Consider the following 18,437-nt stretch of genomic DNA (forward strand, 5'->3'; position numbering starts at 1 on the left):
AATCACCGGTTAGGCCCAGCCTGCCAAACGTAATTCGTTCGCTCACCAGCGAGCTAATTGTGCTGCTCGTTAGAGCTAAAAATTTATTGGTAACCCGCTTGGCCACCGATGATGCACACGCAGTGCGTTTTCTAGGCTTAGAAACATGAGCGCTGGTGCGATCCAATCCGACACACTGAAAGCCTTGGTCAGCCACCACGCGATACGGGACGTCATCGTCGGTCGACTTAACGGCGATAACGCGATGTGGACCCTCTCAATTCGACTGGGGCACCCTGCATCGCGTTTAATGGTTGTGCGTTCCCGGCGTGAGCCAGTACGTGTTTGGACCAGCCTGACTGCCATTGGCCGTTTTGCCGACAGCATCGGTCTTAAAGGCTTTAGCGTTGAACTCTGAAGGCTAGAGCCTCAACGCTAGCTGCAGCATCCCGACCACATCTGGCCCGTCCTCATTGATCCACGTTCCGTAGTGCTGGCGGATCATGTTGCCGTTGGTGTGCCCCATCTGTTCAGCGATCCAATCGATTGAGGCAATACCCGTCGTGAGCAACTGACTGGCGTAGGTGTGCCGGCATTGCCCAGGACCACGATAGCGGACCCCGGCCGCGAGCAAGTGAGCTTTAAAAAAACGGTCACGCACGACAAAATCGTTGGCGTGCGGCAAACCGCTTTTGGTGTTCAAAAACACAAAATGCAGCGTGTGCCGGCGTATGGTTTTATTGTCCCGTTCTACGATTTCAACGGTTTCGGCTGTTCTTTTGCGGGTCAGTGCATCGACCTTCCGCAACGCCTCCCACGCCGGCGTCAACAGGCGAACCTTGCGCATCGAGCGCCGGGTCTTCGTCACTCGATAGGCGCCGCGTACCTTCGATCGACGAAAGGTCACCATCCCTTGTTCCAGGTCGACGTCTTCCCATGCTAGGGCGATGGTTTCAGACACCCGAGGACCGGCCCAAATCATGAACTGCACCATCAGTAACTCAAGCGTACGAGTGGTCGGTGTGTCGAGGATCTGTTTGATTTCCGCACGAGTGAACGGGTCCGGTGCTTCGGGATCGGGCAGGCGCACCATCAAGCCTTCGGTAGGATCGTGCGCGACTTTCATGCGCGTACGGTAGAGCCTGAACACTTGGCGCACGTTGCTGATGATGTCGCGAATGGTCTTGTTTTTTAGGGTTTTGGACAGCTTCCCCTGTATCCACTCCTGCAGGTCCAGGTGATCGATCGCGTTGATCTGCACTTTGCCCCAGCGCGGTCGTACATGTACTTCGGCCTTGTTGGCATAACCTCGGTAACTCGATGCCGCGACGCTGTTGGCTTTGATCCGCAACCAGATGTCCAGGTAATGGCCGAAGGTGTTTTCTACCAGCCGTGTTGAATTGGGGAAGTGGCGTGCGTAGTCAAAGGTGCCTGCTTGGATTTCGTATTCGATGATGGCGAGCAAGCGCTTGGCCTGGGCAACGTTCGCCGGTGTGTTTCCTCCAGGTAACGATTCGCGGCATTTTTCGCCGTCGTATTGAAAATAGATTCTCACGGAATTACCGCGAGCTTCGACCCCACTCATGTAAACCCCTAACGCTGTACTCGTATAGCGACAGTCTGACGATCGGAAACAAAAAGGCCCGTTTCCGGGCCAAGTATTTAGAAGCGCGTCTTCTGGTGGACGCGGCTTAACGCTTAGGCTTGTGATTGTGTAGATGGGCATTCAGCCGTTGGCGTTGCCGGCTGCATTGCTCGTGGTTGCCCTGCGCACGCCACCGATCGCACTGGTCGCACATGCTGGTGTAGTCGATGTTCCAGGGGAAACGTCGTGCGCGGGTCGAATGGGGTTGCTTAGGCATGGCGCGCCGCCCCCCGGGATGCGTTGTTGGCGAGCAGTTGAGCGACGACTGCCGCATCCGTTTCGCTCAGTTCGCCCAGGGTGTTGGCCATCTGGCTCAGGCTTTCAAGGCGGGTGCGTGATTCCGGGGTTTTGTGCACCAGGTAGCCGATGACTGCCGCGCCGATAATCGCGGTGGCCACCAGGTGCCGCGCCGGTGTGGTAGCCTTCGCGGCGCCGCTGCTTAGGTTCTGTGCTTGCATGGTATAGCCCTTTGTTGCGGTTGGGTGTCGAGGAGCTGCAACTCCTCGGCACTGTTTTTTAAAGGTCAGTCCTTGCGGGCCAGGTGGATCACCAGGTCACCAAAATTTGGCTCATGCTCGACACATGATTGCCATTCCAGCACCCTCAGAATCTGTTGCCGGCTGCAGTCGTCCACCAATATTTCGCGCTGGCCACCGGCTGCGCGGACCTCCAAAATCTCCAGCAAGCCATCTTCCCCATAAGCCTCAGCCCGGATGATCGGCGCGCTTTCTCCCGTAAAGTCCAGACGGTCCTGAACTGACTGGAGCTTGCTGGTTTTTCCTTCGCTGGCACTGCCCATAAACACTTGGATTTGCATCGGTCTTGCTCTCCTTTACGCCTTGAATGTCCAGCACTTAACTGTGGTCGGCCGGGGTTGTGAACACGGATTGCGGTTGTTGAAAGCAGCACGAACAGCGCTGTGCACCGCCTTGTTGCTGTCCAGAAACTTGCGGGAACGGGACTCCTTGAGCAGATCGCGCAACGTGGCCACGTCTGCCAACTTCTGTTTGTGTTCGGCGGCGCGCTCGCAGAATTCGTTGAGGTTGATAGCGATCACGGTGGGGTCGCTGCTATGGTCGACCACTGGGTCTTCGCTTAAGGATTCGAGGTAGTCGTAGACCTCCCAAAACTCGGCCACGGCTGAATGGTCGGAACTGATCGAGGTCTGACGCTCGATAGCCATCCGCACGATCTGGCGTTGGGTGGCAGCGACTTGGGGATCACTCAATTTCAGCACCAGGCGCAGGCTATCCAGCAGCGATAGCAGTTGCGCGTGGTTCTTGCTGATGCGCTCGACGCGGATATAGCCACGCAAGTCATAGCCGCAGCTGTTGCAGTTGCCCGCGTCGCTGTTGTAGGTGGTGCCACAGGCGAAGCAATGGGTATGCAGGCGGCGCAGCTTGGCTTCGTGTTGTGGCATACGCTGAGCGAACAGCTCAAGCACCGCGGATTCTTTGCCCACGGCCCGCAATAGGAAATGGCTAAGGGTGCCGCCATCCAGTGCGTTCAACTGGTCAGCTGCAGCACGGCTTTCCAGGGTCACGGTCGGGCGTACAAAGTGCAGTTTTACAATGCGAGTCATGATCGCTTCGTGGGCCACTACGGCCGCGTTTTGGCTGATAGCGATCGTCCCCCGGAACGGCGGTTCGTACGTCTCGTTACCGGCTGTCTTGACGCCCTTGGTCGCCAAGGTTCCCCCGCCGAAGAAGTCTTTCAGCTCGTCCCATTCGAAGGTTTTAGCGTGTGCCCGATCATCGCTGTGGCGATCGGCTTCCAGGAATACAACCGGCATGCCGGAGACCTGGCCCATCAGTCGAGAGCGACCGGCCTTGGTCGATTTCATCGGATCGAAGCCTTCATAGCCTTCGCGGCCGAGGAGTTTCCAAAGGAGGTTCAGCAGGGTTGTTTTGCCAGCGCCGGCTTCACCGGTGGCCTCCAGGAACGGGAAAGACTGGTAGCGAGCACGGATCTGCTCGCAGAACAGCGAACCGAAGAAGAACACCAGGGCGACAAAGCCTTGAGCGCCAAAGCAAGTCCACAGCAACTGCACCCACTTTTCATCAAAGCCCTTTGCGTCGCGCTGCAGCTTGATGGGAACGCCTTTCTGGAGGGTTTTTAGGCGTAGCTTGCCGAACTCGAAATAGTCCTCACTGTTGACCTTGTAGGTAATGCCGTCCTTGATCGCGATATCGCCGTAGACGTAGCAAGCGTATTCCTTGCTGTAGCCCACGTAGTCGATGGTCGAGACGGTTTTGATGCCGAACAGCTGATCTTTCATAAGCTTGTCGAGCTGTTGGCCGCTGCCGGTAAACATCGCTCCCGCTGCCATGCCGAGCAGGCGCTTTTTAAATTCGCTGGCGGCCGACAGCTGGCCGCTGGTGAAGGTGTTTTTCACGCTTTCAGAGTCGTGGGGGAAGTCCACGCGCAGGTAGTACCAGGACTCGTCCGTTACCTCGTTACGCTGGAAATACAGGGCTTGTGGGTAGCAATTGGCAATCTCCACAACGCTGCCGGACTGCTGCAGCGCCTTTTCGCGCTGTTGAGCTTGGTTAAGCAGTTGGTCGTCGTGGTTCTCGCTGTCCTCGATGTCGGACATGGCTCGGTTGAATTTCTCCATGTCCAATTTGAACCAGTACAGGCGGTTCCCAAAGCCCAGGTGAAATTCCCCTCGCTTGTTCCAGTCGTACATGAGCAATGCTTTTTCCGCCGCGCTTTCAGCCAGCAGCAGGGCGCCCAGGTGTCGGGCTTGTTTGAGGTCGGTGGCGATTTGATCAGCGCGTTTAGTGTCGTCCTGAATGAAGCTCCAGCGTTGGTGAAGGTCGTTCCAGTCCGCTTTGCGGCCGTCGCGTTGCGGGATCTGCGCAGACTCACACACAAAGCCCAGGGCACGGGCGTCGCGTACCCAACGTCGGGTGTAGGCGTTGGCGCCGGGCTCGTTATCAAGCGCCCAAACCAGCTTCGGCAACTTCCCGCCCTCGCGGATGTTAATCAGTGCCTTGAGTGAGTCCCCGGGGAACGCATTGGAAGACATGGCCGACACGGCGGCGATGTCGTTGTGCACCAGGGCGATGGCGTCGAAGATGCCTTCAACAATCCAGATTTCCTTGGCTTCAAGCAGGTCGACGCAGGGCGGGCACCACCAAACGCCGCGATAGCTGTCCTTGGACTTGAAGCGGGCTTTCATCTTTCCAAAGCGGTGAGGCTGATCAATCAGGCGTTCCCACCAGCCACCTTTCTCCAGGGCGAAGCGAACAGTGGCACTGCCGGCGTTGTGTTCAACGGAATAGAACGTTTCCTGGGTGAACCAACCCTGGATCAGCTCAAACCGAAAGCCTCGGGCGAACTCTAGATAGGCGCGTGCTGTTGCGTTGGGATGCTGGTCTGTCGCCGGCGCTCGCTTGCTCCAGTCTTCGAACAGATCGTCGTAAAGCTCTTTTACGTGCAGGGTATGGCCACACTTTTCAGGGCGACCACAAATCACCATCCATGGCGTATCAAACCGTGAATACAGCTCCTTCTTTTTGCACTTCGGGCAGGTGCCGCCGCGCATATAGTCTGTGCCCGTGCGGTGCTTGAGCCCGAAGTCGGCCTGCAGGCGTTGCAGCACGTCGTGACGAAGATCTTCTTTCATGGGGTTACTTCACTGCTTTAAGGCTGTGGGACAGGGCTGCCATAAGGCGTTTTTGCGCAGCCATAACCGGAATGTGAGCGAGAATCGCGCCGTGACGCAGACCGGCCGCTACGAGGCGGAATTGGTCGTCGTACCAGTGTTCGTTGAGGCTCAAGCGATACTGTTCACGCAGGTTGGCCAGCAACGCTTCGGCCTCGGCTGGGGGCAGTTGTGTGGTGACAATTACGGCGTTTGTCATCGTTAAACCTCAATTTCGGGCGCAGCTCACCCAAACCCACTGCACGTGGGGGCGGCGATTGGTTGGGTTAGGTGTTACGGATTGGCGGGGCGCTTACAGCGTGCGATGTCCACCAGCTCGGTGTAGGCGAGTGCGGTCAGTTTGTCTGCCACTAGTTCGGACACGTTGAAGCGGTCAATCAAGTGATCGATTACACGGCGGTGTAGTGCCCGTGTGTCGCCCAGGTGTTCGGCTTGATGGCGCTCAAGAAATGCCAGTGCAGCGTTCTGTACGCATTGTTGGTAGTCCAGGGTGTTGGGTTGAGTGTTCATTGGCCTTTCCCTGATTTGGCGCAGTACAGATCGATAGCGGCGTGGACTTCGGTAGTGCGTGCGGCCATGTGCAAGATATGAGCGTTCAGGATCCGTTCGGCTTCAGCCTCGGTGATCACTCCGTCATCAAGCGCCTGGGCAATGATCTGATCCACTGTGCCCCGCCTGGCTGAGGTCTGCACTGCGCGTGCATACATCTCAACGTTGTCCAAGTTTTCTGGATGGACGATTGGTACAAACATACCGCCGTACATTGCGGCAACGTAATTGGCCAGGTGCTGCGTGCCCGTGACTTGTTCCAGGTCGAAAATCTGCAAGTCCGTCAGCGGGCGGCAGTTGTTGTTCTCGTAAGCGTGGTTATCAAACTTTTTGAGTGGCAGGCCGATGTGAGCAGCGGCGCGTTCGCGGCCACCTTCGAAGGTGCAAATAATTGCACTGACGACTTCCCTGCGTGTTTTTAGAACCTGATTTTTCATCTTCTGCTGTTCCCTCAGAGACCTGACCATTACTGTGCAATTACGCCGTCTTTGATACCGAGTAACACGGCGGCGCGATGTGCCTCCCCCCGGCGACCTTTGATCCGACCGTTCAATAGGTCGCTGACTAAATTTTTATTCAATCCGTGCTGACGGCTGAACTCCGCGATGCTCACTCCCCTGTGATCAAGAGCGGCCCGGGCTTGCTCGGGTGTAATGGTGGCGGGCATCATGTCTACTCTGTTTGTTTGTGGTTGTTTCTGTTTGTCTGTGGCGATTCTTGGTCAAAAAATTGATCAGGTAAAGTGTGGTGAATAAAAAAATGCTCATAGCTGATGGAGTAAGTGATCGCCTAAGAGAAGAGCGCGAGCGCTTAGGTTTGAATCAAACGGATTTTGGGACGTTGTTAGGAGTCAGCCGTGGAACTCAAAAAAATTATGAGTTAGGCGCCAATTCACTGGACCTGCGCTATGTTTCTGCATTGACGGAGCACAAGGTTGACGCGGGCTACGTTCTTTCTGGACATAGATCTCCGCCACCTAGTCAGGGCCTTGATCCAGCAGAAGCTGACCTGGTCGAGCAGTTCAGGCGGTTGCCCCCGGATGATCAAAAAACTGTGCGTCGAATCGTTAAGTCCATGGCTGCGGAGGCGGATGAACATCGCCATTAACTTGTAACAATTTGCGTATCTCCGAGGAAATTGCTGCGTCACGTTTGGGATAACTGCCCAATACCGTCGACTCAGCAAACGCAATAACGGAGCAGTACGCATGTTGGATCGCAAGAAATTGGAAAACAGTTATCGCGACTCGGTTGGTCGTGAATGGCTGGAGCTGACGGCATTGGAGGTGCGCCTTATCAAGCTATACCGACAAATATCAGAAAAAGACCGTAAACAAGTGCGACGAATTGCCGGTTATCTCGCTGAGCCCTCTAACGTCGAATAAGAAATTTGGCATAACGCCGAAAGCATGCGCCGACCCTATGTGGCTGGCGCTTCCATATTTATCAAGCAGCGCCAAGTTGTTCGAATAGCTCCCTCTGTTTCGCCCTAGGCATATCCCTCAAACGATCAAACAGCATTTTTTCGTAGGATTGAGCGGATGGGCTGAGCGTGTGCGAAAACGTCAAATTCGCTACCCATGTGTGCCCGCACGTTGCGTCGAGGCACTGGCAATAAAGCTTTGCGAAATCCCGCGATAACTCTTCTCGAGAAACAATCCGGCCCTTATTTCCGCATTTGCATACAACTCTCATTGTGTCCCTCCCCAGGGCAGCCAATAGCCATTATTTTGCCATATTTTTCAGTGGTAATAGCTGCTTTAGCTTTTTATCTGAGTGTTATCTGCTGTATCTTTTGCCTTTAACCAGTTTATTTTCCTGTCGCTTCGAAGCGTTGCATTCAGTTGATCGAACAACTGACAAATCGGCCGAATCTCGTTGCTTGTGTAAACGCGATCGATCTTCTCGATATCCCCAAACCCGCCGTTGTTTTCCGGGATGATCCCGGCTAGGGCTGGGTTCATACGCCACGCCGCGATTACGTCATTGCGCGTGATGTTCTTCACCTTCTCCAGTTCGTCCTTGGCCTGAAAGTCCCCCACGGGAATGATCTGAATCGCGTTTTCCTTCCCGTTGGGGATGTTGACGAACATCGATCGGAAGTTACCCACGCCTTTGCTGGCGCTGATTTGTGCACGTAGGTTCTCTTCGTCTTCCTCAGTCAGGTCTGGGTCGTTGGTGTAGAAGATGTAACCCGCATGCGCGCCGTTGCTGTAGTAGCGGCGGCGGAAGAGGGTGGCGGCTTCGTTGAGCAACAGCGCTTGCAGGCCGCCCAGGTAGTCGGGCACGCCGTAGATGTTCTGTTCCACGTCGTAGTCCAGGACGTGTTCGATTTCGTCCTGGTGAAAGTCCATGTACTTACTGTCTGGCAGCAGCATCCTGAACCCGCCGTCGACCTTCACACGCATGTTGATAGCGGGGAGGTGCTGCATCTCGAGCACTTCGCCAAAGGCATTGGTATCGCGATAGAAATACGCCTCGCCAAACACCATGTAATCCAGACTCGCCCGGCCCATGGTCTGCGTGCTGCAGCCTTCGGACGGGATGAACTCACGCAACAGCAGGTTGCGTTTGAACTTGGGAATGGCGCCGTGGTGCGCGTTGGCGCGTAACAACTTGGCCAGGCCCGCCCGCGACACTGGAGGCTTGTAGATTTCGCCGTCGTCGCTGAGAAATACCCCCAGGTACTCGCCGATGTTGCCAGACAGCACCTGTTCCGGCTCCCCGAAGGTGAACGCTCGCATGGGCTGCTGCTGTCGTGTCTGCTGGTTGGCTTGGGGCTTTCTGTGTCGTGGCTTGGGCATTGTTTCCGCTCGTGACGTAGCGGCTACGGCGCCGCTTGTTGGTGTTGAGGGGTTCATTGGCCAGGGCGTGCATGACCGCCCAGGCGATGTCGGCGTGGCCGGTGGCGTTGGTGCGCGATGCGCTATAGGTGACCTGGCCGCTCGTGGTGGTGCCGCGCTTGATGGTCAGGAATGCCTGAGCGATATCGGTCCAGCCCGCGTCCCACTCGATGCGACTGCCCTGGATCGTGTCCTGGGCCTTGAGCACCAATGTATTTTTGGTCTCCAGGCTGTAATGGATCGGCGTGGCTTTCGCGTAGAAGTCGCGCACCAGGTCGAATACGCCATAGCCCACACCGGTGATATCGATGCCGATGTGTTGCACGTTGAATCGCTCGGTAAGCTTTTTGACCTGGGCTGCTTGGAAGGTGAACGAATGCCCACGCCAGCTGTGCTTCTCCAGGATGCGGAATTTCGCCCCGGGTTCTAGTGGCGGGGCGACCACCACACAGGTGGCGTCGTCGCGGGTACGGCTCGGATCGTAGCCAAGCCATACCGGACTGTTGCCGAACGGTCGATCCAGTTCCGGGTTGTAGTCCTCCCACAATGATAGGTCGGAATAACACCGCTCCAGATCCTTGAGGCCGAACGCGCTCTGGCTGCTGTCAATGAACTTGCAGTAGAACAGCTGCTGGAATTTGTCTTCGTCGTACTCCAGCTGCAGCTGTTCCAGATCGAATAGATCGCAGCCGCCGGCGATGGCGTCGTCCAGGGTAATCGTCTTGCGCCACTGACCGTCAGGGCATAGCGCGCCCTGGGTATAGGACGCCTCGGTAGGCCAAACGCCGCCGGCTTTCTTGCCGCGTTTGCTGTTGCGGAATTCCTCGCCCGACCAGAACGGGTACGCCTGGTGTGACACCGCGCTGGGCGTCGAGAAGTAAGTTTTGCGCCACTTCTTGTGGGTGCCCATGGCGCTGGCCACGGTGCTGAGTTTTTCGAAGTCACGTATCCAGAAGTACTCATCGACATAGACGTGGCCGTGGTAGCCCTGAGCGGTGCTGCTGTTGGTGCTGAGAAAGCGCAGCTCGGCGCCGTTGCTGAGCGTGATCGGGTTGCCGGTCAGCTCGATGTCGAACCACTGCTTCGCAAACTGGATGATGTAGCTGCGGAAAATCTCCGACTGCGAGCGACTGGCGGACAGGAACACCTGGTTGTCGCCAGTCAGTACCGCATCCATGAACGCTTCGCCGGCGAAGTAGTACGTCAGGCCCACCTGGCGGCTTTTCAGGATGTTGCGGATTCGGCACGTCAGCGGGTTTTGCTTGGCCGCGAACAGCTCTTGCTGATAGCGGTACATCTTGCTGATGAACTTATCCAGGAAGTCGACTTCGGTTAGCCCGCTGATGTTGTTCTTGGCTTTCTTCTCGCGTTTCTTCCCTGCGCTATCGCCACGACCCGAACGTTCGCTACGCCCGCCCTGGCGGCGTTCCTGGGGCTCGCCGGCTGATTCTCCGGCAGTAGCCGGCGACGGTTTGATCGCTTGCTTTAACAGGCGTTCGCGCACAGTCGTCAGCCGGTCCAGCTCGTTGAGTTCGTCCTTGGTCAGACTGCTGGCTTTGTCCAGGAGCAGGGTGATTCGCCGGCCGACAGCAGTCAGCGGTTCCTCGTCCGACAGCATGTCCTCCCACCCGCCCTGGCGTATCCAGTAGTAGACGATGCGGATGTTGGGCAGGTTGAGCTGCGCCTGAATTTCCTTGGCCTTACAGCGGCGCAGAAACAGGCGTTTGGCGGCTTCTTTAACTTCGGTCGAGTAGTACATGGGCCGCAGTCTATGCGGCGAAAACGCTGGGAACGCGGGGTTAAATTCCGCGATTCACCTATATGGCGGATATAGGAGAAACGCGCATTTGAACCGTTTGTTCGAGGGGTGGCGGCTCCCTATCGTGGCGGCTCATTCAGTGATTGAGCGCAGTCAAACCCATGCCCCGTTCCCTTGTTTCGTTCTGGAAACGTGTCGCCACCAGCGGAGCCACCGTTGATGGGCGCGTGATCCTTCCCCAGGAACTGCGCGATATCGCTGAAACCTACAAACCGTCTTTTTACACAGCAGTGATCTGGTGCGATCACGAGCGCTGGCCAGGTTCCCACGGCACCGTCTACGCCGTACGCCTGGTTGAAGAAGCCGAAGACCTGGAGCCGGGTGAAGTGGCGCTGGAAGCGCAATTGAAGCCCAACGATCGCTTGCTGTACCTGAATGATCAGGGCCAGAAGCTGTTCACCAGCATTGAGATCACCCCTGACTTCCGAGGTAAGGGCAAAGCCTACCTAACCGGGATGGGCGTTACCGACGAGCCCGCCAGCGTGGGCACCCAAGAACTCTACTTTTCGCACAAGAACAACCGCGCCTCTTACTACGCCGCCTCGGTCGAACTCGGCCGCCTGCAGGACGACAGCCCCAGCACCGCCGAAACGGGGCTGATTCATGCCTTGACCAGCTTCTTCAAGCGTTTCGCCGCTGATGCGTTACCCGCCGAAACCACTCCACCCCAAACAGAGAGCAAACCCCCAATGGATGAAGCTACCGCAACGGCCCTCAAAGCCCTGCTGGAGCAGCTGCTTGTCGTCGCTGCCGGCATTCAAGCTGTGATTGAACCCGCCGCCGCAGAGGCACCAGAACCCGACCAGGCGCCCATCGACGATGTGAGCGTGGCCGTAGACGAGATCGTCACTACAGCCGAGGAAGAACGCGAGTTCCGCCGTAGCGGCGGTTCGAACAAGGCCGTTCTCGCGGCACTGACGGATCTGCAGAAGCAATTCAGCGCGCTGCAAAACAAATCGGCCGGTCGCCACCTTCCGCGCAATACCGGCCCAGTAGCCCCTGACAAGAAGCGGATACTCTGACATGGCCCATTCACTGAGCGCCTACGGCGCCAAGATGTACGCCGAACTGCAACTGGCCATCGCCGAAAGCTATGGCGTGGAGCTGGCCAGCAGGCACTTTAGCGTCGATCCGACCATTGCCCAGGAACTGAACGACGCGATTACCGCGAAGGCCGATTTCCTGGAGCGGATCAACATCATTCCGGTCAGCGAGATCAAGGGCCAGAAAGTCTTCATTGGCGTGTCGGGTCCAGTCACCGGACGAACCAACACCAAAACCACCGATCGTGAAGCCAAAGACGCCTCCGCGCTGGATCAGTCGACCTACGAACTGTCGTCGACCGAATCCGATGTGGGCATGCCATACGCCAAGATCGATGCCTGGGCCAAGTTCCCGGACTTCCATCAGCGCTATTCGGCAGCCGTACAAAAGCAGATCGCCCTGGACCGCATCATGGTGGGTTTCCACGGCACCCACGCTGCCCAGCAGACCGACATCACCAAGTACCCAATGCTGCAGGACGTGAACAAGGGCTGGCTGCAACAGGCGCGTGAGCAGATCCCGGCCCAGGTACTCAAGGAAGGCAAGGTTGTCGGCAAAGTCACCCTCGGCGCCGGCGGCGACTACGCCAATCTTGATGCCCTGGTGCACGACACCAAGCAACTGGTGGACGAACGCCTGCGTGATGCCGGCGACCTGATCGCGATCATCGGCACCGACCTGTTGGCCGCTGACAAAGCGAAGCTGTACGCGAAGCAAGGCGACGTGCCGACTGAGAAAGAGCGTATCGAAGACGCCCAGGTGATCGCGACCTACGGTGGCCTGCCAGCGTTCAGCGTGCCTTTCTTCCCCGTCAACGGGGTGGTGGTTACCAGCTTCGACAACCTGTCGATCTACTACCAGGACTCCAGCTGGCGCAAACAGACCATCGACAACCCGAAGCGCTCCCGTGTTGAGGACTACAACAGCCGCAACGAAGGTTACGTGATCGAGCAGTTGGAAAAGTTCGCCATGACTGAAAATGTGGAGCTGGTGAAGTGAGCCTGGCTCTCGCGCATAAGCGCCGCACCTTGGCGCTGGGTGGTGCAACGGTAGTGGCGGCGGCATCTGCCGCATCCCTGCCGTACTCCCCGGCCGAGGCCCTGAGCAGCCCCGCGAATGCGCGCAAGCACTTGCTGTTGCAGGAAGCGGCGTTGGACCAGGACCTGGAGCGAATCAGCGCCATCAATGGCTTGGCGGGGCGTCAGGTCCTCAAGCGCGAAGAGCTGCTGCCCAAGTATCAGGAATACGTCCAACGCTACTGCGAATCGGGCCTGAACTTCCCTAATCGCGTTGCAGTGCAGGTCATGGTCTGGCTGTTCGATACCGTCCAGTTTGATGACGCACTGGAGCTGGCCGACTTCCTGATGGAGCAGGGCCAACAGATGCCGGAGCGCTTCAAGCGCCGCGACATCCAGACCTTTGTGGCCGACGCCGTGTGCGAGTGGGCTTATGCCGAGTACAACGCCGGCCGCAGTCCTGAGCCTTATTTGTCCGACCTGCTGCCCCGTGTAGATGGCGAATGGCAACTGACGGAGCAGATCCCGAGCAAGTACCACAAGTTGATCGGCATGCGCGCCATGGAGGCCGAGCAGTGGCAAACCGCGCTCAAGCATTTGGAGCGCTCCACTGAGCTTTACGCCCAGGCAGGCAACGACACGCGCATCAAAAAGGTCCGCAAGGCCCTGGCAAAACAAGCGGCCGCTACCCCGGCCACCGAATAACCGACTACCCCCCCCCAGCGGGAACCTGTGGAAGTGAGCCGCCCATTTATGGATCGTCCCACTGAAAACAGGCTTCCCGCCCTATTTGAGCGGCCAGCAATGAGCTTTTCCGGGAAGCCCACCACCTTTGTGGAACTGACAATCGAGAATGACGGCTTCTGGCCTGACCTCTCTCTGTCTGAGTTTCAAAAGGAACAACGCCTGCCGGCGGAGTACCTGGTGGAGCTGCTGGCCGACACACTGAAAAGCGCCATGTTCGATGTGAACACCGACCTGGCCCGTGTGAAGACCAAGCTGCAGGCGGCAGGTGTATCGAACCTGCAGGCAGCGGCAGGCTTGGCCACCCCGGCCGAATGGGCCTACTCCCACAAAATCACGCTCTACAAACGCGCTGTTTACAGCCGCGCCAAGGGTAATTCGCTGCCACAGTTCGCCACTGTTACCCGTCGCGAGAGCGCCGAAAACACCGGCAAGGAAGCGCCCGAGCGCGCAGAAACCTTCCTGGCTTTCAGCCAACAGGCCGTCCGTGCGTTGCAGGGCCGTGGCCGCATCACGGCGTCGCTGCAATGATCCAGCTGCAGGCGCTGACCGCCTACCTGATGGCCCGCAACCTGGTGGCACCTGAGCAGTTCGACAGTTGGACGGAGCAGGTCAGCCTTCAACTGATTTGGAAGCCCGACCGCGACGGCCTGCACATGGCCGATATGCGCTACCGCGCTGTGCTCTCCCTCGAGCGTTTCACCGATCACCCGGCACGACTGATGGCCCTGGTGGGCAGTTGGTTGGAGACCCACGACACCAACCGCGATCGCCACGAGCTGCCGGAGCCGATGTTTACCGTAGAGCCTCTCGACCAGGACAGCTTCGACGTGGAGCTGTCGCTTGAATTTGTCGAGCCGCAATACCTGGCAGAAGACCCTGGCGGCGAGATCGAGGCGTTCGGCAAGAGCTGGGCGTTCGTTCCGTTCGATCTGTGGGTTGCCGAGCATGGCGAGGTGGGCAGCAATGGCCGCTAACCCGCTCGACCTCGATGTCAGGGGCTTGCTCGATGTCGATGCCCAGTTGGCGTTGCTTGAGCTACCGCCCCAACTGCGCCGGCGTTTGCTGAACAGAGTGACCACACGTGTGCGGACGATGAGCCGCAAACGCGTACGTGAGCAGCGGAACACCGACGGCACCCCCTTCGCTGAGCGCAAGGGCAGTGCCAAGGGCAAAAAGAAGATGGAAACCGGCCTGGCCAAGCTGCTGCAGGTGACCCGCGTCAGCTCGGAAGAAGCTGAGTTGGGTTGGAAAAACGCCCTGACCCGTTGGGTCGCCGCCCAGCAGCACAACGGCGTCAGCGAGCGGCGCACCGCTGCACAGATGCGCCGCTGGAACAAAGTCCCACAAGGTATTGCATGCACCGACAAACAGGCCAAGCGCCTGCGCCGGCTGGGCTTTCGTGTTCGGCAGAAGGGCAAAAAGGCGCTGGCCAGGCCGTCAGTGGTATGGATTCAAGAGCATGTGAACTACGCCAAGGCCGGCTTGCTGATCCGCATTTTGAACGACGAACGCACGGAGACGACCGGCGCACAGAGCTGGGACATCACCCTGCCTAAACGCCAATTCCTCGGCGTGGAAACCAGCGGCGAAACCCGCGACCTGGTTAACCAGGTGTTCCAACAAATCCTTAATTCACCCCGCTAACGAGGCACAGCATGGCACTTGGCAAAGTCAGCGTTAACAATCTCAATCTGGGCCAAGGCGCCGTGACTGAGATCGAGCGCTATTTTCTCTTCATCGGTCCCGGCCCGAAAAACACCGGCAAATTGATCGCCCTCAACACCGACAGCGATCTGGACGCCCAACTGGGCGTCACCGTCAGCGACCTGAAAACTCAGATCACTGCAGCGCGTTTGAACGGTGGTGATCGCTGGGCGTGCCTTGCGGCGCCGATCGCGGCGGATGGCGACTGGAGCAAAGCGCTGGAAATGTCCCAGCAGCAGGGCTTTTCCGTCGAGGCGGTGGTGATCACCAAACCGGTGGCCACCGGTGCTGAACTGTCGGCCATGCACGACGCGGCCGTGTCGATGAATGACACCTACGGCCGCCGCGCCTTTGTCATGGCCGCCACGGCCGGCCTGTCGCTGAGTCCGTTCCAAAGCTGGGCCGAGTACCTGGTGGCCCAAAAAGCGATCACCGCCGGCGTATCCGCGCCGCGTGTCCTGGTGGTGCCGCAGTTGCACGGTAACGACCTGGGCGTGCTGGGCGGAAGGCTGGCCAACGCGGCGGTCAGCATCGCTGACAGCCCCATGCGTGTGGCCACCGGTGCGGTGCTGGGACTTGGCCCCGTACCTGTCGACTCCGAAGGTGTGCCGTTGCCGTCCTCGATCCGCTCGGAATTGGACAAGGCACGCTTCTCGGTTTCGCAGACCTATTCCGATTACCCGGGCGTGTACTGGGGCGACGGCAACATGCTGGATGCACCAGGTAGCGACTACCAGGTCATTGAATACCTACGCCTTGCCGACAAGGCAGCGCGCCAGGTGCGGCCATTGTTGATCCGCCGCGTGGCCGATCGCCGCTTGAACAGCACCCCCAACAGCATGGCTGTAAACACCAATGCGCTGATGGCCCCCCTGCGCCGCATGGCCAAGTCGGTCAAGTTCGCCGGCGAGGTATTCCCGGGCGAGATCGAAACGCCCAAGGACGGCGACATCGTCCTGGTCTGGAAGAGCAAAACCGCCGTTGAGGCGTACATCAAGCTCAAGCCCCACAACTGCCCGAAAGACCTCACGGCGAACATCGCCCTGGACCTTTCCAACGACGCTTCGGAGTAACCCCCCATGTCACGTATTGGCGGCAAGAACTTTGACGTGAACCTGGGCGACCTGCAGGTCCACGTCGAGAGCTGCACCCTGGATATCACCGACAACAGCAAGACCGCGCAAACCCGGGGCGTGCCTGATGGTTACGTCGACGGCGATGTGGCCGGCGCCGGTGAAATGGAGTTGGACGCCACCAACTTCAACCTGGTCGTTGAGGCGGCGCGAACTGCCGGTAGCTTTCGCAAGCTGGCGGCATTCGACGTGGTGTTCTTCGCCAAGGCTGGCGACGACGAGCTGCGCATTGAAGCCTTCGGCTGCAAGTTGAAGGTGTCCAGCCTGCTGAGTATCGATCCCAAGGGCGGCGAGAAGACCAAGCACAAGGTGCCTTTCGAGGTCACCAGCCCGGACTTTATCCGCATCAATGGCGTGCCTTACCTGGATGCCACCGAGATCGAGGGTATCAGCTGATGGTTTGCCCGTTCGATCGCGCCCAAGCCTTGGAACTACGTCAGCGGGACCAGGCTATCAACGCCCAGTTGGCCCAGGCCCGGCGTGAGTCAGCGGGCCCAAGCCTTACCCACTGCCAGGACTGTGATAACGAGATTCCCGCTGCGCGCCAGGCGCTGGGCGGCAAGACCCGTTGCGTCCCATGCCAGTCTTTTTTCGAAAAAGGAATGCAGCGATGAGCACGAATCAGGCGGCCCAGGACACCGCCATCGCACTGGCAAAGGCGTCGCCTGCGATCGGTGTAGCGGCCACTGGAGCGACAGGGGCCGTCGACTGGTCGGCTGTCGCCTACATGCTGACAGCCCTCTACATGGTGCTGCAGATCCTGCTGTTGGTGCCCAAGTATCGCCAGATGTTGCGCGACTGGAAGGTGAAGCCATGAGCCTGCGCGGCAAGATCGCTGCCGGCGCCATTGCGCTTTGCAGCTCCACGCTGGTGGTGTTCCTGGGCACCTGGGAAGGCAACGGCCAAAACACCGTCTACGCCGACAAGCTGGCCCGTGGGTTGCCAACCGTGTGCAAGGGCATCACCCGCCATACCAGCCCCTACCCGGTGGTTGTAGGGGACTACTGGTCAGACGCCCGCTGCAACGAGGTGGAGCAGTTGGTGATCAGCAAAGGCCAACTGCAGCTGGCCGACTGCATCACCAACCAGGACGTGGGCCAGAACACCTTCGACGCACTGAGCAGCCATGGCCACAACTTCGGCACGCCCAGCACCTGCGCCAGTCGCGCCGTGGGCCTGATCAATGCGGGCCGCATCAAAGACGGCTGCAAGGCCCTGGCCTGGGCGCCGGACGGCAAGACGCCCGTATGGGCCTTCACCACCACCGCCCAGGGCAAGAAGGTGTTTGTCCCGGGGCTGCACGCTCGTCGCCTGGCAGAAGCCGCGATGTGTGAGGCGGGCCTGTGATGCGCGAAGGCATTTTTGTCCTGGTGCTGTGCCTGGTGGCCTTTTTCGGCTTCGACCTGCTGCAGCTGCAGCGCGACACCGCACGTACCGAGCGTGACGCCGCGCTATTCGAAGCCAGCGGCCTGCGTGAAGCGGCGCGTATCAGCGGCGAGATGCTGGCCGAGCGTGACGCGATCGATCTTCAACGAACCCTGGAACTGAACCATGAACGTGCTGAAAACGATGCTCTGCGCCTTGACGTTGTTGCTGGCCGTAAGCGGCTGCGCCTCAACGCCACCTGCAGCGCCCCAATGCCCGCCAGTGCCGGCGCCGGCGGCGTGGCTGATGCAGCCACCGCCGAACTCACAGCAGACGCTCGACAGGGTTATTTCACCCTCAGAGATCAGCTTGCCCTCAGTCGGCAAATGATCCTGGGCTTGCAAGACCACGCCCTGCGGGTTTGCCCGCGCCAACCATAACTGACACCCAACCTCTGAACGGAGTTACACCATGACCGATACACGCGATATCACCCTGGAAGTAGGCGAAAAGGAATTCACCTTCGCACTGACCCCGCAAGACGTGACCAAGTACTTCAACGCCGTGACCCAGGCCAACAAGGTGTCGCCAGCCAACAACCTGCTGGTGACAACCGTCAAGCAGGAACAACGCGCCACCCTCAAGGCCCAGTTGGGCAACCCGGTGCTGGTCATGCAACTGGCCGGTGCGCTGCTGGAAGAGTACGGCCCGGACGTTGAAATCACCGTAAAAAAGCCCTCGACCACGCCGAACGACTGACCGAAAACGGCCTTGGCCAACTGGTGGCCTTGGCAAGCCGCTGGCTACCTGGTGCCGAGCCCACCGCCGAGGTGATGGGCACGGCCAAGTGGTTGGAGGACGAGCACTGGCGCCGTATGGAAATCGCCATTGCCAACGGCATCGCCTACGCACTGAACGGATGAA

The 18,437-nt window shown here is 58.7% G+C and carries 28 protein-coding genes; 16 read left to right on the forward strand and 12 right to left on the reverse strand.

The features are described 5' to 3' along the window. Positions 1-400: 400 nt before the first annotated feature. The 9 genes from DK870_RS20830 to DK870_RS20865 form a co-directional block, all read right to left on the reverse strand. Positions 401-1,564, reverse strand: coding sequence for an Arm DNA-binding domain-containing protein (locus DK870_RS20830; protein ID WP_161549549.1), 1,164 nt, complete (start codon positions 1,562-1,564; stop codon positions 401-403). Positions 1,565-1,670: 106 nt separating this feature from the next. Further along, positions 1,671-1,841 carry a hypothetical protein gene (locus DK870_RS29395; protein WP_178126887.1) on the reverse strand — a complete coding sequence of 57 codons (171 nt, stop codon included), beginning with the start codon at positions 1,839-1,841 and terminating at the stop codon, positions 1,671-1,673. Further along, positions 1,834-2,082 carry a hypothetical protein gene (locus DK870_RS20835; protein ID WP_104994561.1) on the reverse strand — a complete coding sequence of 83 codons (249 nt, stop codon included), beginning with the start codon at positions 2,080-2,082 and terminating at the stop codon, positions 1,834-1,836. Before DK870_RS20835 ends, DK870_RS29395 begins: the two co-directional genes overlap by 8 nt. Positions 2,083-2,147: 65 nt before the next feature. Continuing rightward, positions 2,148-2,441, reverse strand: coding sequence for a hypothetical protein (locus DK870_RS20840; RefSeq protein WP_161549550.1), 294 nt, complete (start codon positions 2,439-2,441; stop codon positions 2,148-2,150). A gap of 15 nt (positions 2,442-2,456) precedes the next feature. Next, positions 2,457-5,255, reverse strand: a complete 2,799-nt coding sequence (locus DK870_RS20845; RefSeq protein WP_161549551.1) for a toprim domain-containing protein — start codon at positions 5,253-5,255, stop codon at positions 2,457-2,459. A 4-nt stretch (positions 5,256-5,259) separates the two neighbouring features. Continuing rightward, positions 5,260-5,493: a hypothetical protein gene (locus DK870_RS20850; RefSeq protein ID WP_038451200.1), complete on the reverse strand. Its 234-nt coding sequence runs from the start codon at positions 5,491-5,493 to the stop codon at positions 5,260-5,262. A gap of 74 nt (positions 5,494-5,567) precedes the next feature. Next, on the reverse strand, positions 5,568-5,804 hold the full coding sequence (locus tag DK870_RS20855) for a hypothetical protein (RefSeq protein ID WP_161549552.1): 237 nt from the start codon (positions 5,802-5,804) through the stop codon (positions 5,568-5,570). Continuing rightward, positions 5,801-6,280: a YmfL family putative regulatory protein gene (locus DK870_RS20860; protein WP_305987605.1), complete on the reverse strand. Its 480-nt coding sequence runs from the start codon at positions 6,278-6,280 to the stop codon at positions 5,801-5,803. The genes DK870_RS20855 and DK870_RS20860 overlap by 4 nt, the downstream gene beginning before the upstream one ends. A 29-nt stretch (positions 6,281-6,309) precedes the next feature. Continuing rightward, positions 6,310-6,510, reverse strand: coding sequence for a DNA-binding protein (locus DK870_RS20865; RefSeq protein ID WP_161549608.1), 201 nt, complete (start codon positions 6,508-6,510; stop codon positions 6,310-6,312). Positions 6,511-6,602: 92 nt separating this feature from the next. Between DK870_RS20865 and DK870_RS20870 the strand changes: the two genes are divergently transcribed. Next, the gene (locus DK870_RS20870) at positions 6,603-6,950 is read left to right on the forward strand and encodes a helix-turn-helix domain-containing protein (protein ID WP_161549609.1); all 348 of its coding nucleotides are present in this window, start codon (positions 6,603-6,605) and stop codon (positions 6,948-6,950) included. 100 nt (positions 6,951-7,050) lie between these two features. Further along, positions 7,051-7,227: a hypothetical protein gene (locus DK870_RS29400; RefSeq protein WP_178126888.1), complete on the forward strand. Its 177-nt coding sequence runs from the start codon at positions 7,051-7,053 to the stop codon at positions 7,225-7,227. Between the two features lie 61 nt (positions 7,228-7,288). Here DK870_RS29400 and DK870_RS20875 read toward each other — a convergent pair whose 3' ends face one another. From DK870_RS20875 to DK870_RS20885, 3 genes are all read right to left on the reverse strand, one after another. Then, the gene (locus DK870_RS20875) at positions 7,289-7,537 is read right to left on the reverse strand and encodes an ogr/Delta-like zinc finger family protein (protein ID WP_161549554.1); all 249 of its coding nucleotides are present in this window, start codon (positions 7,535-7,537) and stop codon (positions 7,289-7,291) included. 65 nt (positions 7,538-7,602) lie between these two features. Beyond that, entirely contained in the window at positions 7,603-8,481 is an 879-nt protein-coding gene (locus tag DK870_RS20880) for a phage portal protein (protein WP_178126891.1), read from the reverse strand. Further along, positions 8,393-10,444: a terminase large subunit domain-containing protein gene (locus DK870_RS20885; RefSeq protein ID WP_161549556.1), complete on the reverse strand. Its 2,052-nt coding sequence runs from the start codon at positions 10,442-10,444 to the stop codon at positions 8,393-8,395. The genes DK870_RS20880 and DK870_RS20885 overlap by 89 nt, the downstream gene beginning before the upstream one ends. A gap of 161 nt (positions 10,445-10,605) precedes the next feature. Here DK870_RS20885 and DK870_RS20890 point away from each other — a divergent pair, with 161 nt between their 5' ends. From DK870_RS20890 to DK870_RS29405, 14 genes are all read left to right on the forward strand, one after another. Further along, on the forward strand, positions 10,606-11,526 hold the full coding sequence (locus tag DK870_RS20890; RefSeq protein WP_161549557.1) for a GPO family capsid scaffolding protein: 921 nt from the start codon (positions 10,606-10,608) through the stop codon (positions 11,524-11,526). Between the two features lies 1 nt (position 11,527). Continuing rightward, complete coding sequence (locus DK870_RS20895; RefSeq protein ID WP_161549558.1) at positions 11,528-12,547, forward strand: phage major capsid protein, P2 family; 1,020 nt, start codon at positions 11,528-11,530, stop codon at positions 12,545-12,547. Further along, on the forward strand, positions 12,544-13,269 hold the full coding sequence (gpM, locus tag DK870_RS20900; protein WP_161549559.1) for a phage terminase small subunit: 726 nt from the start codon (positions 12,544-12,546) through the stop codon (positions 13,267-13,269). The genes DK870_RS20895 and gpM overlap by 4 nt, the downstream gene beginning before the upstream one ends. Positions 13,270-13,368: 99 nt before the next feature. Continuing rightward, complete coding sequence (locus tag DK870_RS20905; RefSeq protein WP_134657046.1) at positions 13,369-13,839, forward strand: head completion/stabilization protein; 471 nt, start codon at positions 13,369-13,371, stop codon at positions 13,837-13,839. Next, on the forward strand, positions 13,836-14,285 hold the full coding sequence (locus tag DK870_RS20910; protein ID WP_161549560.1) for a phage tail protein: 450 nt from the start codon (positions 13,836-13,838) through the stop codon (positions 14,283-14,285). The genes DK870_RS20905 and DK870_RS20910 overlap by 4 nt, the downstream gene beginning before the upstream one ends. Next, complete coding sequence (locus DK870_RS20915) at positions 14,275-14,955, forward strand: virion morphogenesis protein (protein WP_161549561.1); 681 nt, start codon at positions 14,275-14,277, stop codon at positions 14,953-14,955. The genes DK870_RS20910 and DK870_RS20915 overlap by 11 nt, the downstream gene beginning before the upstream one ends. Before the next feature lie 11 nt (positions 14,956-14,966). Further along, positions 14,967-16,088 (forward strand): DUF2586 domain-containing protein, encoded by a 1,122-nt coding sequence (locus DK870_RS20920; protein ID WP_161549562.1) that lies wholly within the window; start codon positions 14,967-14,969, stop codon positions 16,086-16,088. A gap of 6 nt (positions 16,089-16,094) precedes the next feature. After that, entirely contained in the window at positions 16,095-16,544 is a 450-nt protein-coding gene (locus DK870_RS20925) for a phage protein (RefSeq protein ID WP_090369206.1), read from the forward strand. Next, complete coding sequence (locus DK870_RS20930; RefSeq protein ID WP_161549563.1) at positions 16,544-16,762, forward strand: TraR/DksA C4-type zinc finger protein; 219 nt, start codon at positions 16,544-16,546, stop codon at positions 16,760-16,762. Before DK870_RS20925 ends, DK870_RS20930 begins: the two co-directional genes overlap by 1 nt. Beyond that, positions 16,759-16,965, forward strand: coding sequence for a hypothetical protein (locus tag DK870_RS20935; protein WP_090369211.1), 207 nt, complete (start codon positions 16,759-16,761; stop codon positions 16,963-16,965). Before DK870_RS20930 ends, DK870_RS20935 begins: the two co-directional genes overlap by 4 nt. Next, complete coding sequence (locus tag DK870_RS20940) at positions 16,962-17,495, forward strand: lysozyme (RefSeq protein ID WP_161549564.1); 534 nt, start codon at positions 16,962-16,964, stop codon at positions 17,493-17,495. Before DK870_RS20935 ends, DK870_RS20940 begins: the two co-directional genes overlap by 4 nt. Further along, positions 17,495-17,953: a lysis system i-spanin subunit Rz gene (locus DK870_RS20945; protein WP_161549565.1), complete on the forward strand. Its 459-nt coding sequence runs from the start codon at positions 17,495-17,497 to the stop codon at positions 17,951-17,953. Before DK870_RS20940 ends, DK870_RS20945 begins: the two co-directional genes overlap by 1 nt. Before the next feature lie 31 nt (positions 17,954-17,984). Then, a complete protein-coding gene (locus tag DK870_RS20950; protein ID WP_161549566.1) occupies positions 17,985-18,272 on the forward strand; it encodes a putative phage tail assembly chaperone in 288 nt (95 codons plus the stop codon). A 20-nt stretch (positions 18,273-18,292) separates the two neighbouring features. Then, positions 18,293-18,436, forward strand: coding sequence for a hypothetical protein (locus tag DK870_RS29405; RefSeq protein WP_032862709.1), 144 nt, complete (start codon positions 18,293-18,295; stop codon positions 18,434-18,436). Position 18,437 lies beyond the last annotated feature (1 nt).

The organism is Pseudomonas sp. Q1 (assembly GCF_009935975.1).
Taxonomy (GTDB): Bacteria; Pseudomonadota; Gammaproteobacteria; order Pseudomonadales; family Pseudomonadaceae; genus Aquipseudomonas; species Aquipseudomonas palleroniana.